We start from the raw sequence: 19,491 nt of genomic DNA, 5'->3' as shown, positions 1-19,491 counted from the left end.
GAGATTAACAATGCCTACCAAATCCACAAGTAAACCCAGACAATTTTCCGCCCCAAAACGCGATTGGTCTGTCCTAACAGCCACAGAACCCAAGCACGTCAAAAAGCTAGAGCATATTCAAGAAACTCTCGATGCTGTCATCGAATCAATCCAAGAAGAAGGCGGTATTGAAGACTGGGAAGACTTCAAAAACTTTGTTGAATCCTTCAACAAACGTCCTGACAGAATCAACGAATCTGGAAATCAAAAAGCCAGTATCAGCATAGACTTAGTTGCCGAAGGAAAAGGTGATGAAGTTTCTGGCTTTGTTTTCTACTTAACTAAAGACCCCAGCCATAGAACCAGCGGTGTCTATTTAGTTAAAAACCTCAAACAAGCAGGAGTTGAAACCAAAGAAAATAACAATTACTATACTCCATCTCATGTAATGGATTTAATCGGGTTGGAAGCCAGCGATGAATTAGAAGATGACGAACTTTCCGAAGATTTAGACGACGATTTAACCGATTTAGAAGATGATGAAGAACTGCCCAAACCCAATAAAACAAGCAGCAACCTATCTAAATCAAAATCATCACCTTCTCGCCAGAATACCAAACAATCGCCAAAGCAGGAAGAGGATGATATTGACCAACTACTATCCGATGACGAAGATACTCCCATAACAACTGGAGTATTGGGTAAGATTGCTAAAAATCGCAATACCCAAAAATCAATTAACAACGTCGAACCCCAACAATCAGAAACAAAATATCCTCTGCTTGACTCACTAGAAACTTTCCTTAAAGAAACCGAACATCAGGGAGAAATCGCAACCACCAGAGGCAGCGAAATCAACGGCATAACCGTAACTGGTTTAACCGTTCAAAGCGCAACTTTAATGGGTCTAATTGGGGCTAAAACTGTTAACGACTTAATCGATTATATCAAACAAAGCAGGGAGAAAGAACAAGCTAACAAACTAGAAAACATCCTCGAACAAATTGACTCATTAAACCAACGAACCGATCGCGTTTCTGTTCGCGTACAGCAAGCCGATGTCATTGCAGACATGAAAGCAATAGACGATCGCACTGAAAGGCTTACAGAACGTACTAAACAAGTATTAGAACCCCCGGCTACAACTCAACCAGAAAACCTCGAAATAGAGGAACGCGCCAAAAGAAACGGTTCGCACCACATTAGCCCTAATAAGACTGATGAAATCACAGTCGATCGCACTCAATCCAACGCCGTTCAAATTGGAGAAAAAATCGACAATTTAGGACACAAAATAGACCCCAAATACAAACAATCGCCATCTCTACAGATAGATAAACAAGCCAACATCAGCGAACAACTCGACCAAATTCAAAAATATTTAGGCAACCTGTCAAAAAGACTAGACCGCCTAGAAACAATCGTTGATGAACTAGAGCAAAAAATCACCCTCAACCCATCCCTTGAACAGACTAATTCAAAAACATCCGTGCCTCAAATTACCACACCTAATCCAGCCCCCATAGAAGACGAACCAGAAGATCTTCTTACCAAAATCGTGACTCAAACCAAAGTACAACAACAGCGAGAAGCGGTTGCAGATTGCTTAGTCAATTATGCTTTCGCCACCGGACAATCTCCCCAATCTGGAATTCCCTTCGATGACGGCGGCATTCTCTATGTAACTGCCGAAAAAAATAAAGTTAATCTTGCTATCAATGGCAGCGATGGTAACGAAATTTTCTCTGGAATCAAAGAGGGCGATCGCTGGAAATTCGCTCAAGACAAATTAACCCCAGAAGAAAGAGAAACCATCTTCAAATTACCTCAATCAGAACCAGAATACGACACATTAGCAACTGCTCAATCACTGGTTGACAAATTTCAAAACACCTTCCCCAAACGCTTCAGCGGTGAAAAAGACCCTGTATTTCCCTGGCGAGAACCGCGCCGGGAAGACGGCACTCCAGGGGCGGTCAAATACGAATTTGAAATCTTGGATTTGCCCGACGGTTCTAAACAACTAATCGGAACCGACCCCCGCCAAAGCGATGCCCAAGTCTTCGATGCCATTCTGGTCAAAGGAAAACCTCCAGAGATTCGAGAATGCCACATTTCGATTGAAGAAATGGAATCTCTAGTCGGTTCCCCAGAGAAAGAAAAACAGCACCGCCGACATAACTCACCAGAACAATCAAAAGAAGACGAAAACGAACTACAAGCTTAATTTAATTCAGGAGAAAACCAATGCACAACAATTACCAAACCACCAACTTTATGACACATAAACGCCGCCATCCCTTCAACCAATTCTTACGGAAATTCAAACTCAATAGTGCTGACTTAATATTCATCGCAGTTTGCCTAATTGCAGCAATTTACTTAACCCTAGTTCAGCCTTTATTTGTCAGCGTATTCGGCTGTGCTACTTTACTATTCTTTGCCCTTTGGCAGATTGTTCGTACTGTTCCCATTCTCGAAAAACTATTAGGCAGCAAAATTCGATATTGGCATTTAGCTACCGCTGTTATTACAGTGACAGCTTTACTCAACAACTTCCAAACTCCAGCCCAAGCCATTTTCCTAAGCGGTCTGCAACAATTTATGACCAATCTAGCAACTGAAGCGGGTGCTGCTGGAGGAGGAACAGCCGTTGATGCTACCGCCATTACTCTCATTTTCAATGCCATCCGAGGCATATTTCTCCTATTAGTAGCCGCCGCTGCTTTATTCGCCTATAACCAAGCGCAACAAGGAAACGATTGGCGACCAATTGTAACCCAAGTCGCCCTAGCTTTCGGTATTGTTATCGCCATCGATGTTGTCACTTTCTTATTCGTCGGAAACGGAACTGGTGGAACTGCCCAATTAATGCCCAATGTTCCCCCACTTGGAGTCGGCACAATCCTAACATTTCTCAAATAAAACAAGGAGCCACCAATGACTTTTCGAGATCCTGAAAAAGACTATATCAGAATCAATAAAATCTTGGGAAAACAAGCAAGTATCGGCTTCATTCCCGCCAACCAAATCGCCCCTTGGTTTTTCCTAACCGTCATTTCATACATCTTGACAATGGGATTCTTTAACTTAGGATTAGGTTGGTTCTTCACCATCTCGCTTTGGTTAATCGTCAGTTGGTGGCTTCTAACAGGAAATCAACCCCATTTATTCACTGACAAATTCCGAAAACCTCCAGGGAACGAATGGTGCAACGGCGACAGTCTCTACATTTCTCCCATCCCTTCTCTGCGTCCTAAGAGCCTCCAAGGTAAAGCCTACGATTCCCAAATCCGAATCAAGCAAAAACCTAAAATCGTCCCCAATCAGTACGGAGGAAATAGCCGATTTATGCCATTTCAAAACGAAATTAATCTCTGTTGTTTAGTCGAAATCGATAAAGACGGTAGACAAGTATCGGGAATGCTCCTCAATAACGGTTCAAGCTACCAACTAATATTCGGATTTCGCACTCAAGGACTTCATAACTTACTCTTTAAAAGCGAAGTATCCAACTTTACACAATCTATAGAAGAGGGAATGAAAGATATCCTTCCCGGTGAAAAAATCACCTTCTGTACTGGTTGCTATAGCGATGATAATTCTAGACGTAAACAATTAGAAAACTTAGCCGATACTGCTAACCTAAAACCCGTTTCCGTCCTCATCCGCAACGAACAGCGCCGCATTCAACAACTAACCCATAAAGGTAGCAGACAAATCTGGGAACAAATCGCTTTCTGCACTTGGACAGCCGATGGAGAAGGCGAACAAACATCGAGAGATTTGATTGGCAAAGCTATTGATGGCGTAAAAAATTTGTGGGATGCACTTCTGGGAACGATTACTGGTAACACCCGCATCTATAAAGAACAGTTTTACACCAAACTTTTGCTTAACGCTTTTGAACAAGGGTTCATTCGTTGGGAAATTCTTCTAAACACCAAAATGGGATTAGAAATCGCTCCCATGAATACAACCGAACTTTGGGAATGGCTTTGGCAAAGATTTAACAATGGTGAACCTCCCGCAGTCCCTCAAATTGTCAAATTAACAGAAACATCCACAGGCTATAAACTCAGCGAGAAAAAAACAACTGAAAAACACATTTGTACCGTCTTAATCGAAGGAATTAACGGCGTATCTTCCTGTCCCGAACATCGTCAGAGTAACAACCGCGTGTATTTAGCAGGAAAAGGCAAAGAATGCGGTGTTTTAACCATGTACGACGCACCCACAGGTTGGACGAATACCCGACAACAATTGAAATGGGTTTGGGAAGTAATGTCCTCAACTTACGTCCACAATACCGAAGCTTGGGTGGAAATTAGCGTCGGAAATAAAGTGGTGGTTAATGACAACCTAGCACGACAAGCGAAAGGAGCAAAAACTGCCAGTACCAGAGCGATAACTAAAGGACAAGGACGCGATATCGGTGCTGAAATTAAACAAGAAGAATCTTTCGATGCACAACGTAGGCTTTATAAAGGAGCCATACCTTTAAATACAGCAGTTGCCTTTTTAGTTTATCGAAATACTTCTGAAGAACTCAACCAAGCCTGCAATGTCTTATCCAATAGTTTTGGAACTGCAAAAGTTATTCGCGAACGCAATATTGCCTGGGATATTTGGTTACAATGCCTTCCCATTACTTGGAAATGGTTGCTACATAGCGGCTCATTTTTTAGCGAACGTCGCCTCACTTTAGACACCGAAACTGTCGCCGGAGTTCTCCCTCTAACTGTTCCCCGCGACATCGATAACAAAGGAGTCGAATTTATCACAGAACGCGGTGGAAAACCCATCTTTATCGATTTATTTTACGAACAAATTAGCCGTGCTTTAATCACTGGAGAATCTGGTTCCGGTAAAAGTGTTTTAGGATGGCGTTTTGCGATAGAAGCCTTAGCGAATAACATCCCAGTTGTGGGAATGGATATCAGCAGCGGTGGTAACAGTACCTTCAAAACAGCGATCGAACTTTTAGGCGATCGAGGCGCATATTACGACATCAGCCAGGGTTCTAGCAACCTAGTAGAACCCCCAGATTTACGCAAGTTCGACAAAGCGGAAAGAGAACGCCGAATGGAATCTTGGAAAGAATTTATCCGCAAAGCACTCGTTGCGATCGCAATGGGAAAAATCCACCACCCCCACCTAGCACAAAGAGTCGATTCAATTATCCTCAGAATGCTCGATCTGTATCTCAGAGATCCAGAAATTATTGCTCGATATAATAGAGCATTTGAAAAAGGTTGGCAATCATCCGAATGGCAACAAATGCCAACTCTTCAAGACTTATTGAGATTTTGTAGTAAAGAAAGATTAAACCTCAAATCTTTTGAAGATTTAGACAGACTTGCAATTAACCAAATTCTCAGCCAAGGTAATGCCTTACTCACATCCCGCTTAGGAAAAGCCATTGGTAGACCAAGCACATTTTCACCAGAACCTGCGGTTAAATTCTTCGCCTTATCGGGATTATCCAACGAACAAGATGCTTATTTAATGGCAATTAACGCCCACACAGCTTGCATCCGTAACGCGCTTTCTCATCCAAAAAGCCTATTTATTGGCGATGAATTAAGTGTACTTTTAAAGAAGGATGGATTCGCATCTGTTGTGGGAGAACTCTGTGCGACTGGGAGAAAAGATGGCATAGCCGTCGTACTTTTAAGCCAAGATTTCGATGCCATCTGCGAATGTTCTGCTGGTGCCCAAATCATGCAGAATATGGTCTACAAAATTACCGGAAGAATCACGAATTCTGCTGTATCAGCCGCACAAAAACATTTAGGTTACGACCCACAAATTATCAGCAGAAATGCCACCGAAGCTTTCTTTCCCAGAATTGCCGACCTCTACTCCTGCTGGCTGATTGAAAAAGGCGGAAGATTTTGGCGGACGCGCTTCTATCCCGGAGAGATGATGTTGGCATCAATTGCTAATAATCAAAATGAAAAAGAAGCCCGCTCACGCATCATGTCCCAATACCCTCCAACCCTCAAGGGACAACTCCAAGGGCTAAAACATTTCACCCAAGAATATATTCCAGCGATGAAAGAAGGAAAAGGCTTCGACCATATTGGTCGAAATTCAAAGATGCTTGAGAAAGCATCCTAATCACTACTAACAAATAGCAAATGAATTCCAAATTAACTCTAATCGCTCTCTTACTTGGAATGGGATTAACTACCCAAATCAATCCAAGTCTTGCTCAAACAACTCCACCTTTTGTTCCTGGAACTCAAACACCAGGAGTTAACACTCCCGTTTCTTCTGGTAGTTTCTTCGCTCCTATCGAAAGTGTCGCCAAACAAGTCAATGAATTTATTGGTGACATCGGTGGATTCGTTCAAAACGAACTATTCGGCACCTTAAATCAGATACTTTCCTCATCTTTAGGAGCCATCAAACTCCCTGATTTGAGTCAAGTTAGCAGCCAAATTATGAAGGCTCCCACATCGAGTACCGAAGGTACTAAACTATCAGATTTACTCGAAACAAAATCAAGTCAATTAGATGGTAAAGGCTCCTACACTATCATGTCCGAATTCGACGGACAAGCGCAAAGAAATGCAGCTATTGGTATTGCCAATGGTTCTACTCTTAGCCAACAAGCTCAAACAAATAGCCGCCAAATTTTGGAAGCCACCAAACAAAACACTCAGCAAAATGTTCAGTTGGGCGAAGAATCCCAAAGTCTTGACGTTACCCAACAAATCCTACAAAACCTTTCTCAACAAACCGCACTTAACGCCCAAGTAAACGAACGAATTCTCCTTGAAGCTCAACAAGGTCGAACAGATCGAGCGATTAATAACGTTCTGCTGTCCCAAGCTGCTAAGGAGATATCTGCGATTAACACAAGCGATCGCAGAGGCAGTATAGCATCTGGAAACCAAGCCAGCGTGCAAGCCGGAATGCTCATGCTTCCCGGCGGCGGTTATTTAGGAAAACCAAGCGAAAGCACAACAAACAGATTTACCACTTCCAATTAATCTTTATGGGCGCGTGGAATCAACTCCACCGCCTGATTACCCCTCAATATTTCCCATTAAAAAATGATGCAATTTCTCGCACAAATTACGCCACCCACAACAGGTGGAGAAGGGTCAGCCTTAGACCTAGTTAACGAATCAATTAATCTGGCTAGGGCAACATCAGAATCTTGGAATGGAGTTTGGATTAACACGATCGACCCCACTGCTTCTGGACTTTGGGTAGGTCTAGTATCCCTGGGCATTACCCTAGCTGCCGTTAGCATTCTCTTCCTAACTTTAACCAGTGGAAAAGACATTATCGAAAAACAATCTTGGTCAGAATTAGCCGCATTATTCATCTGGCCAATTGTCATCATGTTATTCCTTGGTGCTAACGGAAAATTGCTAGCAAATACCGTCATCTTTACCAGAAGCTTCGCCTACAAACAAGTCCAAAGCGTTCTCGAAGCCCAATTAGGCGAACTCACATTTAGAGATGCGATTTCCAATATTACTATCAGTAACATCGGCAAACAACAACTCGAAAATCTTTACAGCGAGTGTCGAAATAAAGTAGGAGAAGAACTGGTAACTTGCTGGAACTCCAAACAAGAAGCCGCTCAAAAAATTGTTGATGAAGCTGAAAAACAAGCTGCTGGTTCCACCCCTTTAAAAGCCTTACGAGCCTTTGCCGAAACACTTTGGAATAACACTTTACCCGGTGCTGCCCAAGATGCCGTTACCTTCATAAATGACCCAGGTTCGGTATTTAGAGAAAAAGCAATTCCCATCATCCGATTCATTCTATACAGCTTACAATGGGCATTTGTCAACATCCTGGAAGCCGCACTTTTACTAACAGCATTATTCTCACCCATTGCAATGGGTTTATCCCTACTCCCCCTACAAGGTAGACCAATTTGGGCTTGGGCAACAGGTTTTTTGAGTTTATTCGGCGTGCAACTAGGCTACAACATTATCGTCGGACTAGCAGCCGTTGTTTTAGTCAACTCTGGAGCCGAATTAGCCAGCGATGTTGCCTTTTTATTCTTCATCAGTATATTCGCACCCGGACTAGCTCTTTTAATCGCTGGTGGAGGTGGAATTGCCTTGTACAACGGCATCGCAGGTAATGCCAAACAATTGGTCGATGTGTTCAGCAACGCCATCGGAGCAGCAACAACTCTGGCAATTAACAAGGGATTCAGATAATATGAAACTCCAACGATTAAAACAACCCGCTCTGCTGCCAGAAGCCAAAAGTTTACTTGCTTTGTGCTTCCTGATTCTAACGGGAGTCAATATTATCACCCTCATTCTCCACTTATTCGTAGCGTACCGAATCAATTCGGTAGCAGCTATGAAAACAACGCAAGTCCAATTAGTCAACGGTCAAACTTATTACGTTTCCGAACGCGATCGCTTTTTCAGATACCCATCTGTTATCCAAACCTTCGTCAAAAATTGGACTGAATTAACCTTTAACTGGGATAACAAAATCCCAGGTACTAACGAAACAGATTCTGGCATCAAAGTCAACTCAAAAAAAGTTCCTACCAGCACTTATTTTGCTTCCTTATTAATGGAACCAGAATTCGGAAAAGCTTCCCTATCTCAAATAGCCGAACTCGTTCCCAGTACAGTATTTTCCGGTCAATTACGCTCCACTGTCATTATCTCATTCATCTCAGAACCTAGAGAGATTCGTCCCGGAGAGTGGGAAGTTGACATGATAGCAACCCGACTGCTTGTAGACCGCTCATCGGGAAAAGACGAAAGAATTCCTTTCAATCGGACTTTTAGGCTAAAGGCGGTAGAAATTCAAACCTCGCCTTTGGGAAACCAAGCTTCTGCATTTGAACAAAAAGTCTACGAACTTCGTTCCGCCGGATTAGAAATTAATCGAATTACTGAATTTAAACCAAAATAAAGGCAGACTAAACTATGAGCGCAACCAAACCACCAACAAACTACGAATTTGACGACGAACCAGATGGAATAGAAGAAAGCGGAAACGGCTTATCTCCTAATAGTAATGGGCATCGAATTTATGAGGTTAATTCCCCTACTAATTCCAATAATTCCCAGGTAGTTAACAATAATGACTCCCAAATCAGTCGAGATGATGAACTGGAATTTGCCGGATACGATGAAGAAACAGACGAATTGCTCGCATCTGAATACAAAATCAAACAAGAAAACGAACAAGCAGAAATTCGTCCAGTTTCCGAAAAACCCTCAGTTCGGATGTTTTCAGTGCTGACTGGTACTGGAGTTGTTCTCGGCACTTTTGGCTTTCTCTGGTTTACCTTCTTTGCTCCTAAACCCGTCCGCCAACAAGCAAAAACATCAACGCCTGAAGTTACTCCATCTTCTCCTAATGATGAGTCAGCAGAACTCAAAAGCCGACTAGCCTTTCAAGACCAACAACGCACATTGGAAGCTCAACCACCTACACCTAAAGAACGCCCAACTCCTACTCCTACCGCTACTCCTGCACCTGCACCGAAACCTACACCTAAAGCCGTACCAGTTGCTAGAACTCCTGAGCCTCCCAGACGAGTTCAAAACTTTAATCCACCACCTCCACCGCCGCGACCCGCCCCATTACCTCCACCACCACCCAGAATAATACAGGCTGTTGCTCCTCCACTGCCTCCCACTCCGCCGCCTCCTCCCCCACCACCATTACCGTCAAAACCATCCCCTCCTTTACGCCCTACCCAATCACCACCGCCTCCGGCTGAAAAAGTAGACCCCTACGAGCGTTGGGCGAAATTAGCTTCTTTGGGACAAAGCAGAGGAGAAATCGCTGATGCTCCGGCGATCGAAAGTGCTGTAGCTAGCAATTTAGTAGCTTCCCCCAGTACGCCTCCTACTCTAGCGATCGCACCAACAGAAGGAAGCAATATTGCACCACCAACTACACCAACCTACTCGGCTCAAACACCGATCGTTACAGCAAGCACTACACCAGCATCATCCCCTGGCGCAATTGTAATTTCACCAACCTTACCCCCCACTACACCAATAACGACACCAGCGGCAACATCCATGCCATTTCCGCAAGACCAACAACCGCTCAGTCCCCAAAACACGCAACCAACACAAGTAAATCCACAATACACCCACCCCTCAGCTACGCCAACAGCAGAGCCAGAGATAGCCAGCGCCACTATTGGAGATACCAGACTTGCTGATTCCAATCCAAGTACGACCTCAAGTGGAATGAGTACAGGAGAAATTGGCATTCTCAACCGCACCCCTATCAATCAAAACACCAATATTGACATAGCCACCAAAGAGATCGCCATCGGGTCATCTGCCAAAGCAAAGGTAATCGTGCCGATGATTTGGGACGAAGCAGGTCAAAGCCCCACTGGTGGAAGATTCGCCGTCCAATTAACCGAAGATATGAAGGCTACCGATGGGGCGATCGCCTTACCATCTGGTACCGTTCTCATCACTGAAGTACAGAACGTAACTCGCTCAAATCGACTGGTATCTCAAAGTGTGGTAGCACTTGTCTATCCCGACTCCAGCGGACGCATCCACCAAGTACCGATACCCCCTGGGAACTTGCTAATTCGGGGAGAAGATAATCAACCCCTGATTGCTGAAGGCTTATTTGATAGAGGTTCCGAAATCGCCAAGACAGACGTTTTAGTAGGAGTTATCAACAGTTTGGGACGAGTAGGAGAAATCATTAATCGACCCACTCAAGAAGTTTTTAGCCAACAAAGGGGCTATTTTGGTAGCACTACCATACAAACAACTTCCAAGCGCCGACCCAGCGTATTAGCAGCAGCTTTAGAGGGATTCTTTACACCCACAGCCGAACGGCTGCGAGAGCGATCGGACCGCGCCACGCAAGAACTTTTAAAACGAGGCAATGTAGCAATTGTTCCAGAAGGAACTGAAGTTTCAGTATTTGTCAATTCCTTTGTTTCATTACGTCGATAAACCTACTCATTCACTGCACGAAAATGAAAAAACTAACTCAAAAACTCTGTTTGACTTTACTTTCTCCTGCCCTAATAACTTTCACCATTCTAGGTACTATAAAAGTTGGTCAAGCTCAAACATCAGCACTCAGAATAGTACAAAGAGATGCAGCAACAAATACAACTACTAACCTCCAAGTATGGGCTGGTCGAGCTAGCGTTATTGACTTTACCCAAACAGGCGAAGTTGTGACTTATATTCGATTGGCAGATCCATCCAAAGTTGTGTTTAACACTGATGCGGAATTAAAAACTAACCAAGCTCGAATGATATTCGTTCAGCCAATTCAACCACTACGATTCCCAGGTGCTACCACAACTCCCATTACCAATTTATTCATTAAAACTCTCGATCGCCAAGGAGTTGAACGTCTCTACACTTTCAATATCGTTCACCGTTCTGGACGACCTACTAATAACGGCATTAGCATCTCCTCAACTACACCCAACCCACCCAACCGCCAACAGAATCTACCCGTAGCTAACGCTCCAACTTTATCGCTTGCTGATATCGAACGCGGTTTAGAAGTTGCAATCAGAAGAGGCTACACTACTGCTAACGACCCTGTGGTATCCAAAGTTCGAGAGTTTCTCGCTCTAACCCGAAATGGTACAAATATTGCTAGAGCGGTTGAAAGAATCAATCTGTCAATGTCTGTGGTTATTTCGCTAGCAAAGTTAGGGCAAAGTGAAATTCCCCTGTCAACTCAACCGATTTAGCGCGATCGCTCCACTCTTCTCGATCTTTGTTGGCGAATCTGGTCATCTAATTTAGCGATGACCTCCTCTAGTTGTAAACCCACTTCTTCCATTTCCAGACGTGCGCGACGTAAATTGCCTAGCAGTCGTTTATCGACCTCAATAGCTGGCATATAAATAGGGTCTGTCATGGTAGCCTCCATTCAACCTTAATTTCTTCAATACTGCGTTCTAAAGCTGGAATTCTTTCTTGAGTAGTTACAACCACTTTCTCTTAAGTATGTACGTTAATTATATGAGATTCAATCTCAATAAATTCTCTTATCTAACCTGCCATCTTATGGATCGACCGATTCTTTTGTAAGTCTTCAATCAGCTTATCGACGCGCCCTTCATAAGAAATGTATGGCATTTTAAAAACAGGTCTTAGTTCTTCCCAACCCTTGACTTGAAAAAGATAAGGAGCTAACTTTTCTAACCTGGAACGATGTAACTTAAATTCCATGTTCATTTCCCTAATCTTTAATAGTAAATCTTCGGGAATAGAAGTTTTCTCAAAAATATCTAATTCCGAAATACCCTTAACTGCCATGCTGTCTACTAACAACACATAAAGCCTTTTCCGTGATGTGATATCTGGTAATAAATCGAGTTTAGTGGATTCTAAAAATAATTCGCGCTTCTCAATTTGTTCTGGAGTTAGCGTTCCATTTAAATATTCAATTAATGGATCTTTTTCAGCTGTTAAGACAGTTGGTGCTACTTCCGCTTTTATGCTTTTTTTTTACGAGCGATTGCTTCGTAAGGATCTTCATCCCCTTCTGCATATTGCATCAACTCTGTCATCGACCAACCTATCGCATAGGCAAACTGCATTAACTTTTGCAGTCTTGGATCGGCTTTTCCCTCGCACCAGTTAGCCAGAGTATTGAATGCAATTCCAGTTAGTCTCCCTAATTCCCTAGAGCTACCAACACGCTCATCTTCCACCAACGCCGTTATTAACTGACCGAGACGTTTGTGGACTCTACTATCTGCTACTACGTTTTCTTCTACTTTTGCTGACATTCCAGTTTCCAACTAGCCAAAGAGTAACAGCAGGGGTGGTTAGACGGCCTACATTATACCAGGATAGCTTATTTGACTGTTCTCACAGATCCCTGGTTTGATTTAATACACATTTAAGCTATTTCGTCAAGCATAAATTAGATGCGACTTCCCTGAGTATATAAAGTAACTCAGCGTGATGCTTCAACCCTAACTTTAACAAATCTTTACTTGATCAAATTTATGGTCGATTATAGTATAGTTTATGGTCAACCTTATGAAAGCGTCAATCTGATACAAGTCAGTAATCGGCTTTTCTAAGAGTATACCCTTTCAAAAAATAATTTTGCCCCACTCTAAACTCTAGCCGAGTCACAAGTGAGGCTATTATTCCAAAAAAGCGAACAGTTATTCAGAAAAACCACCTTAGAATCCCCATTCTGAAAGTTTTTCTTTAACCAAATCGCTCTCTTAATACCGGACTACTGGAATACCGAAGCCGGAGTACCAGAGCCGCAATACCACAGTCGGAGTACAGTCGGAGTCTCTACCGACTATTGGCAGTGCTTCCATATTAAAACATTGGAAGCTCTGAATCAATAGCTATGTCCTAAATTCTAAATATATTAGGACAACTTATTCTGCGACTCCGGCTCCCTCAAACCCTTCATAATGGAGCCAAAATGCACTATCTTTTCCAAATCCGAAATAAAACATACAGCAGGTTAAAAAACACCTCTTCGCAACGAGAAACACATAAGCTGCTAAATTTTCGGATAAATCTGGCAGCGAGTAAAGCTACAAATACTTACTCATTCAACAAAAAACAACCATTCACCCAATTGAAAGTGAGAAACATCGCTTTTTCCCTTGAAACTTTAGGATTTCAAGGAGCATAAGCGTGAATAACTCATCCCATAACGACTTAACTGCCCACCTGCATCAAGGCTTATCCCGCATTCCTTCTGACTGGCAACTCTGCCTGCTCGACGGCAAAAAAGTCCCGCAGGGTATAGGCTGGCAGCAAAAACCACTAACTCCCGTCCAAATGAAAGAAGCCGTAACCAACGGCTGGATAGTGGACAAAGCCGATGGCACTCAATACCGCTGTTACCCCAAAGGCTACGGACTGATTACAGGTACACCAGTCACCATCAACAGCGAAACCTTTTACCTGATGGCACTAGACCAAGATGGAGCTTCTGCTAGAGAAAAAATTCTGCAACTTTCAGGTGGCGAAGAACTGCCCAAAACAGTCGCCTTTACCTCCGGTCGTCCGGGGCGCTGTCAATACCTATTCCTCATTCCAGAACAATACGCCCCATCGCTTCGTACCAAAAAATTCCTCACCGACGTAACTGGAGATGATGGAAAAAGCGAACAACTAGAACTGCGCTGGACTGGACTACAATCTTGCCTACCTCCCAGCATTCACCCTACCACAGGCGAATATATTTGGGTTTCCGGTTGTGCTCCCGATGAAATTCCCATAGCACTCGCACCCATCTGGCTCATCGAAGCCATGCTCGTCGAAAATGAAATAACAAATGGTTCCTCCACACCTCATACACATTACCAAGAACCAAAATGGACTGATATTGATTGGGCATTATCCTATCTTGCCGCCTTATCCCCCAGCCGAGTCGATGACTATAACCAATGGTGTAATGTGGGAATGATTCTCAAATCCATTGACAATTCTCTGTTTTATGAATGGGATAAATGGAGTCGCCTATCTTCCAAATACCAACCAGGGGAATGCGAGAAAAAATGGAAAACTTTTAACAAGAATGGTGTTGGTATTGGTACCCTCGCACACTGGGCTAAACAAGACGGATGGACTTCACCATTCAAAAACAAAAATGTAATCAATAACGGCAAAAATTACCAAACAAATAGCAGTAACTCAAATGGTAATGGTAATCATCATTTCTTGTACGACCAAGTAACAACCATCGTTACTAGCAACCTAAACCCACCTCAACAGACAGCAGCCATTATCGAATTATCCTCTGATAACAGCTATCCCTTAAAAGGAGTCAAAGATTTAGCAGTTGAAATTGAAACTTATATTAATCAAACAGACAGCAAAACCGAAAATGTCTTAGAACTTAAAAGACTCCTCAATTATCGACGCGAACAACTAAATATTAGTCAAATTTTGCCTACACCCTTAGCCTCAGCACTTTTAAGTAAAGCCAATTCCGACTGCATTGACCCGGTTTATCTTTACCAATATCTCCTAGCAGCTTGTGGTAGTGAAATGGGCGGACACATTGGCATTATTGGTAAAGAAGGTGCAACCTTAACAGATAGTTGGATAGAGTATCCTATCTTTTGGACAATGGTTGTTGCTTTACCATCAGCGGGGAAAAGTCAGACAATGCGCTCTGTATTTAGCCCTATCAAAAAACGTTATAAACAAGCCAAAACCGAATATCAAAAAGTTCAACAGCAACTAGAAAACTTAAAAGAACAATGGGAAGAAAAGTCTCAGCAACAAAAGGAAAAACTTCAAGATAGCCCCGAAAATCCCCGGATATTCAAAGCCACAATGCCTGCTCCTCCTCCCAAAAAAATCATTGAAGCTGGAAGTCCTGAAGGTGCCATACGTCGGATGAGCGAACTAACACCCAGAACTGGTTGTACCTGGGTCTTTGATGAATTGGTGCGCTTGTTGAAATTAGATCAATATAAAGATAAAGGAGGCGATACTCGACAAATCTTACTCCAAACCTGGAATGCTCCTGCTGATATTGAGTTTGAACGTTCTAAGGAAGAAAACGCTTTTCATCTTAAAGATATCTGTTTAAATTTAACAGGAGCTACTCAATTATCCAAAGTCAAACAATTATTTAGCGACCCCGATGATGGTGATGGATTAATTAGTCGATTTTTAATCGCACTACCAACAACACCCAGTAACTTTGCCGTTTGGTCAGATTTAAAAGTCGCTATCGACCAAGAATTACAAGAATTGTACGACCACCTACGCTTACTACATAAACGGTTGTCACAAACACAAGAAGACGAGGAACAGGAACTATCCCCGCTTTTCTTGTCCTTTACTAAAGAAGCACAACAACGCTGGAAACGCTGGTGGGAAGAAGTCAGGCGCAATCAACAAACTGTAGAATTTGAAAATCCCGCGTTTTTTGCTTATTTGGGTAAAATGCTCAGTCAAACCCTGAGATTAGCCCTGTTGCTCCACTGCATGGAATTGAAGTACGAACAAAAAAACGACCCATTCCAAGTCGGTATTGATACCTTAGAAAAAGCCATCCTCGCCGCTAAATTCAGCATCGGACAATTCCGCATTCTCCAAACTAACAACCACGCCACTGACGAAATGCCAGGTCGCCTCTCCCTCATTCACGCTTATGCTCTGCGAAAAGGGACAGAAGTATCCGCAGTCCAAGTCCAAAATAGCGTTTTCAAACGGGCTAAACCCAAGCCCACCTTAGCAGAAATCCGTCAGGACTTTGCCATCCTCACAGAAAATGGATACACTGTTTTATCTGGCAAAGGAAAAGACCTTCGGATTAGGGCAATTCCGGTAGACCAAGCTCGCGTCGGAAATCCGAAAAGTTCCGAACCCTACTCCGACACATCTCAAAACTTCCGAACGCAGACTTCAAGAGGCACTCAGCCTCCCGTTACCCGAATTTCCGACTATTCCGACAATTCTTGGACAACTCCAACCAGTAATGGCGACTTACAAAACAATTCCAATAATTCTACAAATGGTCGGAATTGTCCGAATTATGACGATGCTGTACCCTCAAAAGTAGATTTCGAGCCAATTTCCGATGAAAATACCGCGTCGGAAATTTGTCCGAACGATGTCGGAAATTCCGAAAACATTCCATCTAGTAACGTTCCGACATCGGAAACACCAGCACGGGGGAACGACGGAAATTGCGACGATGTAAATGAGCGATCGCAAAAAGAACGTCATTTAACTCTTGAGCAATTGCAAACTCTGCTGGCTTACTATTCGAGTGCAAAAGCCCTTGCACAAGCTAGTCCAGAAATGCCTACCGAGAGTATCGTTTCCTTATTTGCGCCGTTAGATAATCTGCTCAGAAGTTGGGGTATCGAACCAATTGGCAGAGTTTCGGAACAAGTTCCTTATAATCCGCAACTGCATCAACCAGACACGGACGATTTAATTGAAGGAGAACTGGTATTCGTCAGATTTGTCGGATATAAAGATGGTTCGCGCATTCTCTGTCCTGCTCAAGTCAGTCGCGCTCGACATCACTGAGTTTAGTCTTAGCAACGTGGCTCAATGGAAAATTTCCATCGGAACTGGCTGGAAAATTTAAAAGACAGAGGCTAAATCAGAATGTAGCTCAACCTTTTCATCATCTTCTAACCAACCGGACATTTCTAATAAACAGTCCGCTCGATTGCGGGCATATAACGATAAGATATTTCGAGCTGATTCAATCGGAAAATCTTTTCTCCAAGAGAGTAATTCTCTTTGCATCCCTGCTAATTCCAATAAAAATTCTTGGGGAACATTGCTAGCAGACCATTCAATCATTAAAGCAGCTTCTCGCAAAAGATGATTGGTTAATGAATCTTGTTTGGGATTGATTGATTGCTGCGATATAGTAGCAAGAGTTGAGGCTAAATTACCCAACTGTTGCTGCCAATCTAAAGTAATGAACCGTTCATATAATTTTTGGCGTTCCATTAGCTGACCTCTAATAAACGACGTACAATTTTTTCTATTCTCTCTCGCAGTATCGGATTTTGGATTTCCATTGACCGATTTTGTTGACGGGGACGGATATTAATTAAAGATTCAAAACCAACTGATTTGTTTTGAGTAAACCAATCTGCACCCCAAACATCTTGCTGTTGACTGCCATTTTCTAATAAAATTTCTTCGCAATCTGCATGAAGTTCCCCTCCTCCGGCAATAATTTCTTGTGTTACATCTACTGCTAGTTTAATCCTTAATCCAAAATAGGTTTCTGCCATTTGCTCAATTTGTTCTGAGGTGGCAGGTTCGCGAATAATTAGAATTATCTTTAAACAACTAGTATCATCAGTTACTATAGCTTCTGTAGAAAAAATTGTACAAATTTTAACAGAAATCTAAGAGTTTTTCTAGTACTATTAGGTTACGACATTAAACTTCCGATCGTATATCGCTGCTGCGATGAAAGTTAGTCCCACCTAAAATTATAAATTTTATTTGGGGACTGCGCTGAATATTTTTGTTCAAAAAAACGAAACATCAAATAAACTCCGCGCCTACCGTCGCGGAACTAAAAAAACTTGCCCTTCAACTCACCGATATCCGCTACAAAAAATTCGGTGAATATCTCGAATAGGAGATTAAAACAATGACCATTGAAGCTATCAACGACACATTTTTTCCCGTATTTTTATTTATCGTTTTCTTTAGTAGTGCTTGCTGCTTTCTCTACAATCCTGCTGAAATCGCATACCTTTCTTCGCTTCAAATTGAAACGCCTTTACCGTTAATTCAACAACAGCAACTAGTTGTAGAACCCAAGCAATTGATGCCAGAAACAGTTACTATCAATACTCAGTTGATTACACTTCGACAAGCTCGATCGATCGCCAGTGCCATCAAAAAAGCCAACCCTTCACTTGGTATTCAACAAAAAGTAAATGGTTCTGATGCTAGCGTCCAATGGCTGCGAATTCAAATTAAAAATCGTTTGGAACAAGCACCAGAACTGGTAATTCCAATTATTTCTGAACTTGCTCCAGCTGCATCCAGTTCGCAGCCCAAGTCTACAAAGGTTTCTCGTCATAACACCCACAACCGAAAAGTTAGCTAGCATTACTTCTGCTAGATGTGTATATACCGCCGTCTAATTAAATCTAGCTCGGTTTTTTCCGTATCTATAATCTCTAGCAAACTTTCATACCAACCCATGACAAGTATTCCTGCGCCGGAAGTGAAAGTGGGTTTCTGCATCTGCCAAGGTTTTTATCGCATCAGTAATCGCCATTCTAGTTCCACTTTTTACAGCTAGCAGTAATTTTTTTAACTTATCAGCTATAACATTAATGTTCCGTGCTAGACAAAATCTAGACATGGCTGACTCTCCTTTCCTTCCATACTACAACTCATAATCGCGAACGGTTTTTTTGGGGATTTCGTCAGTGATTGACGATAAATCGAGGTTTTTGTCGGGGGGATCGGTAAATACGGATTTGACGATCGGGGATAGCATCGACAAAGATGCGATCGCTCCGGTGACTTGGTTGGGGTGTACTTCTAAATACCTCTGCAATTGTTCTAGGTTACGATGACCGGAGATTTCCTGAATGATCCTTAAAGGAATTCCAGCGTTGCTCATCTGCGTCAGGGCGGTGCGGCGAAAAGAATGGGTGGAAACACCTTCAATGCCAATACGGGCGCAGGCTTCTCTTAAAAAACGGGCGGCGGTGTCGGGGTTAAGATAGCCGCAATAGCGACCGGGGAATAGGTAAATTCTGCCTGCTTGCGGTCGGTAAGCTTTGAGGGTAATTCGCAGGTCTTCTAGCATGGGGATGTTACGGGTGGCGAGTTTACCTTTAGTATGATTTTTGCGGACAATCAAAACCGGGCGCACTTCGCCAGCACGGTTATAAACGTCTTCGGTGAATAAGGTACAAGCTTCGGCGATGCGACAAGCACTAAACAAACAAACAGCAAATAAGGTACGGTCTCGCTCATTGGTTAGCCCCTGATTAAATAACAAATCGATTTCTTGGGGCGTGAGAATTTTCGATTGTCCATAACGATT

The 19,491-nt window shown here is 42.8% G+C and carries 17 protein-coding genes; 10 read left to right on the top strand and 7 right to left on the bottom strand.

Annotation, left to right across the window (positions count from 1 at the left end):
* Nucleotides 1–10: 10 nt before the first annotated feature.
* The 8 genes from ACE1B6_RS09580 (at nucleotide 11) to ACE1B6_RS09545 (ending at nucleotide 11,686) form a co-directional block, all read left to right on the top strand.
* Nucleotides 11–2,206 (top strand): hypothetical protein, encoded by a 2,196-nt coding sequence (locus ACE1B6_RS09580; protein WP_413257031.1) that lies wholly within the window; start codon nucleotides 11–13, stop codon nucleotides 2,204–2,206.
* A gap of 20 nt (nucleotides 2,207–2,226) precedes the next feature.
* On the top strand, nucleotides 2,227–2,904 hold the full coding sequence (locus ACE1B6_RS09575; RefSeq protein WP_413257030.1) for a hypothetical protein: 678 nt from the start codon (nucleotides 2,227–2,229) through the stop codon (nucleotides 2,902–2,904).
* Nucleotides 2,905–2,919: 15 nt separating this feature from the next.
* On the top strand, nucleotides 2,920–6,102 hold the full coding sequence (locus ACE1B6_RS09570; protein ID WP_413257029.1) for a hypothetical protein: 3,183 nt from the start codon (nucleotides 2,920–2,922) through the stop codon (nucleotides 6,100–6,102).
* Nucleotides 6,103–6,122: 20 nt separating this feature from the next.
* Entirely contained in the window at nucleotides 6,123–6,980 is an 858-nt protein-coding gene (locus ACE1B6_RS09565; protein WP_413257028.1) for a hypothetical protein, read from the top strand.
* Nucleotides 6,981–7,043: 63 nt separating this feature from the next.
* A complete protein-coding gene (locus ACE1B6_RS09560; RefSeq protein ID WP_413257027.1) occupies nucleotides 7,044–8,174 on the top strand; it encodes a hypothetical protein in 1,131 nt (376 codons plus the stop codon).
* Nucleotides 8,175–8,322: 148 nt separating this feature from the next.
* On the top strand, nucleotides 8,323–8,892 hold the full coding sequence (locus ACE1B6_RS09555; protein ID WP_413257026.1) for a hypothetical protein: 570 nt from the start codon (nucleotides 8,323–8,325) through the stop codon (nucleotides 8,890–8,892).
* A gap of 14 nt (nucleotides 8,893–8,906) precedes the next feature.
* Nucleotides 8,907–10,925: a hypothetical protein gene (locus ACE1B6_RS09550; protein WP_413257025.1), complete on the top strand. Its 2,019-nt coding sequence runs from the start codon at nucleotides 8,907–8,909 to the stop codon at nucleotides 10,923–10,925.
* 23 nt (nucleotides 10,926–10,948) lie between these two features.
* The gene (locus tag ACE1B6_RS09545) at nucleotides 10,949–11,686 is read left to right on the top strand and encodes a hypothetical protein (protein WP_413257024.1); all 738 of its coding nucleotides are present in this window, start codon (nucleotides 10,949–10,951) and stop codon (nucleotides 11,684–11,686) included.
* Here the strand turns inward: ACE1B6_RS09545 and ACE1B6_RS09540 are convergent.
* The 3 genes from ACE1B6_RS09540 to ACE1B6_RS09530 form a co-directional block, all read right to left on the bottom strand.
* Nucleotides 11,683–11,856, bottom strand: coding sequence for a hypothetical protein (locus ACE1B6_RS09540; protein WP_178381629.1), 174 nt, complete (start codon nucleotides 11,854–11,856; stop codon nucleotides 11,683–11,685). The genes ACE1B6_RS09545 and ACE1B6_RS09540 overlap by 4 nt on opposite strands.
* A 134-nt stretch (nucleotides 11,857–11,990) precedes the next feature.
* Nucleotides 11,991–12,275, bottom strand: a complete 285-nt coding sequence (locus tag ACE1B6_RS09535) for a lipase (RefSeq protein ID WP_236739123.1) — start codon at nucleotides 12,273–12,275, stop codon at nucleotides 11,991–11,993.
* A gap of 161 nt (nucleotides 12,276–12,436) precedes the next feature.
* Nucleotides 12,437–12,733, bottom strand: a complete 297-nt coding sequence (locus tag ACE1B6_RS09530; RefSeq protein ID WP_073594923.1) for a helix-turn-helix domain-containing protein — start codon at nucleotides 12,731–12,733, stop codon at nucleotides 12,437–12,439.
* 880 nt (nucleotides 12,734–13,613) lie between these two features.
* On the opposite strand from ACE1B6_RS09530, the gene ACE1B6_RS09525 reads away from it, so the two are divergent.
* The gene (locus ACE1B6_RS09525; protein ID WP_413257023.1) at nucleotides 13,614–16,979 is read left to right on the top strand and encodes a DUF3987 domain-containing protein; all 3,366 of its coding nucleotides are present in this window, start codon (nucleotides 13,614–13,616) and stop codon (nucleotides 16,977–16,979) included.
* A gap of 57 nt (nucleotides 16,980–17,036) precedes the next feature.
* Here ACE1B6_RS09525 and ACE1B6_RS09520 read toward each other — a convergent pair whose 3' ends face one another.
* Together ACE1B6_RS09520 and ACE1B6_RS09515 are read right to left on the bottom strand one after the other, a co-directional pair.
* Nucleotides 17,037–17,414 carry a hypothetical protein gene (locus tag ACE1B6_RS09520; protein WP_413257022.1) on the bottom strand — a complete coding sequence of 126 codons (378 nt, stop codon included), beginning with the start codon at nucleotides 17,412–17,414 and terminating at the stop codon, nucleotides 17,037–17,039.
* A complete protein-coding gene (locus ACE1B6_RS09515) occupies nucleotides 17,414–17,740 on the bottom strand; it encodes a DUF5674 family protein (protein WP_413257135.1) in 327 nt (108 codons plus the stop codon). Before ACE1B6_RS09515 ends, ACE1B6_RS09520 begins: the two co-directional genes overlap by 1 nt.
* A gap of 332 nt (nucleotides 17,741–18,072) precedes the next feature.
* On the opposite strand from ACE1B6_RS09515, the gene ACE1B6_RS09510 reads away from it, so the two are divergent.
* Nucleotides 18,073–18,537, top strand: coding sequence for a hypothetical protein (locus ACE1B6_RS09510; RefSeq protein ID WP_413257021.1), 465 nt, complete (start codon nucleotides 18,073–18,075; stop codon nucleotides 18,535–18,537).
* 84 nt (nucleotides 18,538–18,621) lie between these two features.
* Here the strand turns inward: ACE1B6_RS09510 and ACE1B6_RS09505 are convergent, their stop codons facing one another.
* Nucleotides 18,622–18,798, bottom strand: a complete 177-nt coding sequence (locus tag ACE1B6_RS09505; RefSeq protein ID WP_413257020.1) for a hypothetical protein — start codon at nucleotides 18,796–18,798, stop codon at nucleotides 18,622–18,624.
* A gap of 24 nt (nucleotides 18,799–18,822) precedes the next feature.
* Nucleotides 18,823–19,491: tyrosine-type recombinase/integrase (locus tag ACE1B6_RS09500; protein ID WP_413257019.1), on the bottom strand; the 669-nt coding region annotated here is incomplete at its 5' end.

Source organism: Floridaenema fluviatile BLCC-F154 (assembly GCF_041929135.1).
Lineage (GTDB): Bacteria > Cyanobacteriota > Cyanobacteriia > Cyanobacteriales > Aerosakkonemataceae > Floridanema > Floridanema fluviatile.
This window is presented reverse-complemented; position numbering and strand designations above follow the sequence as displayed.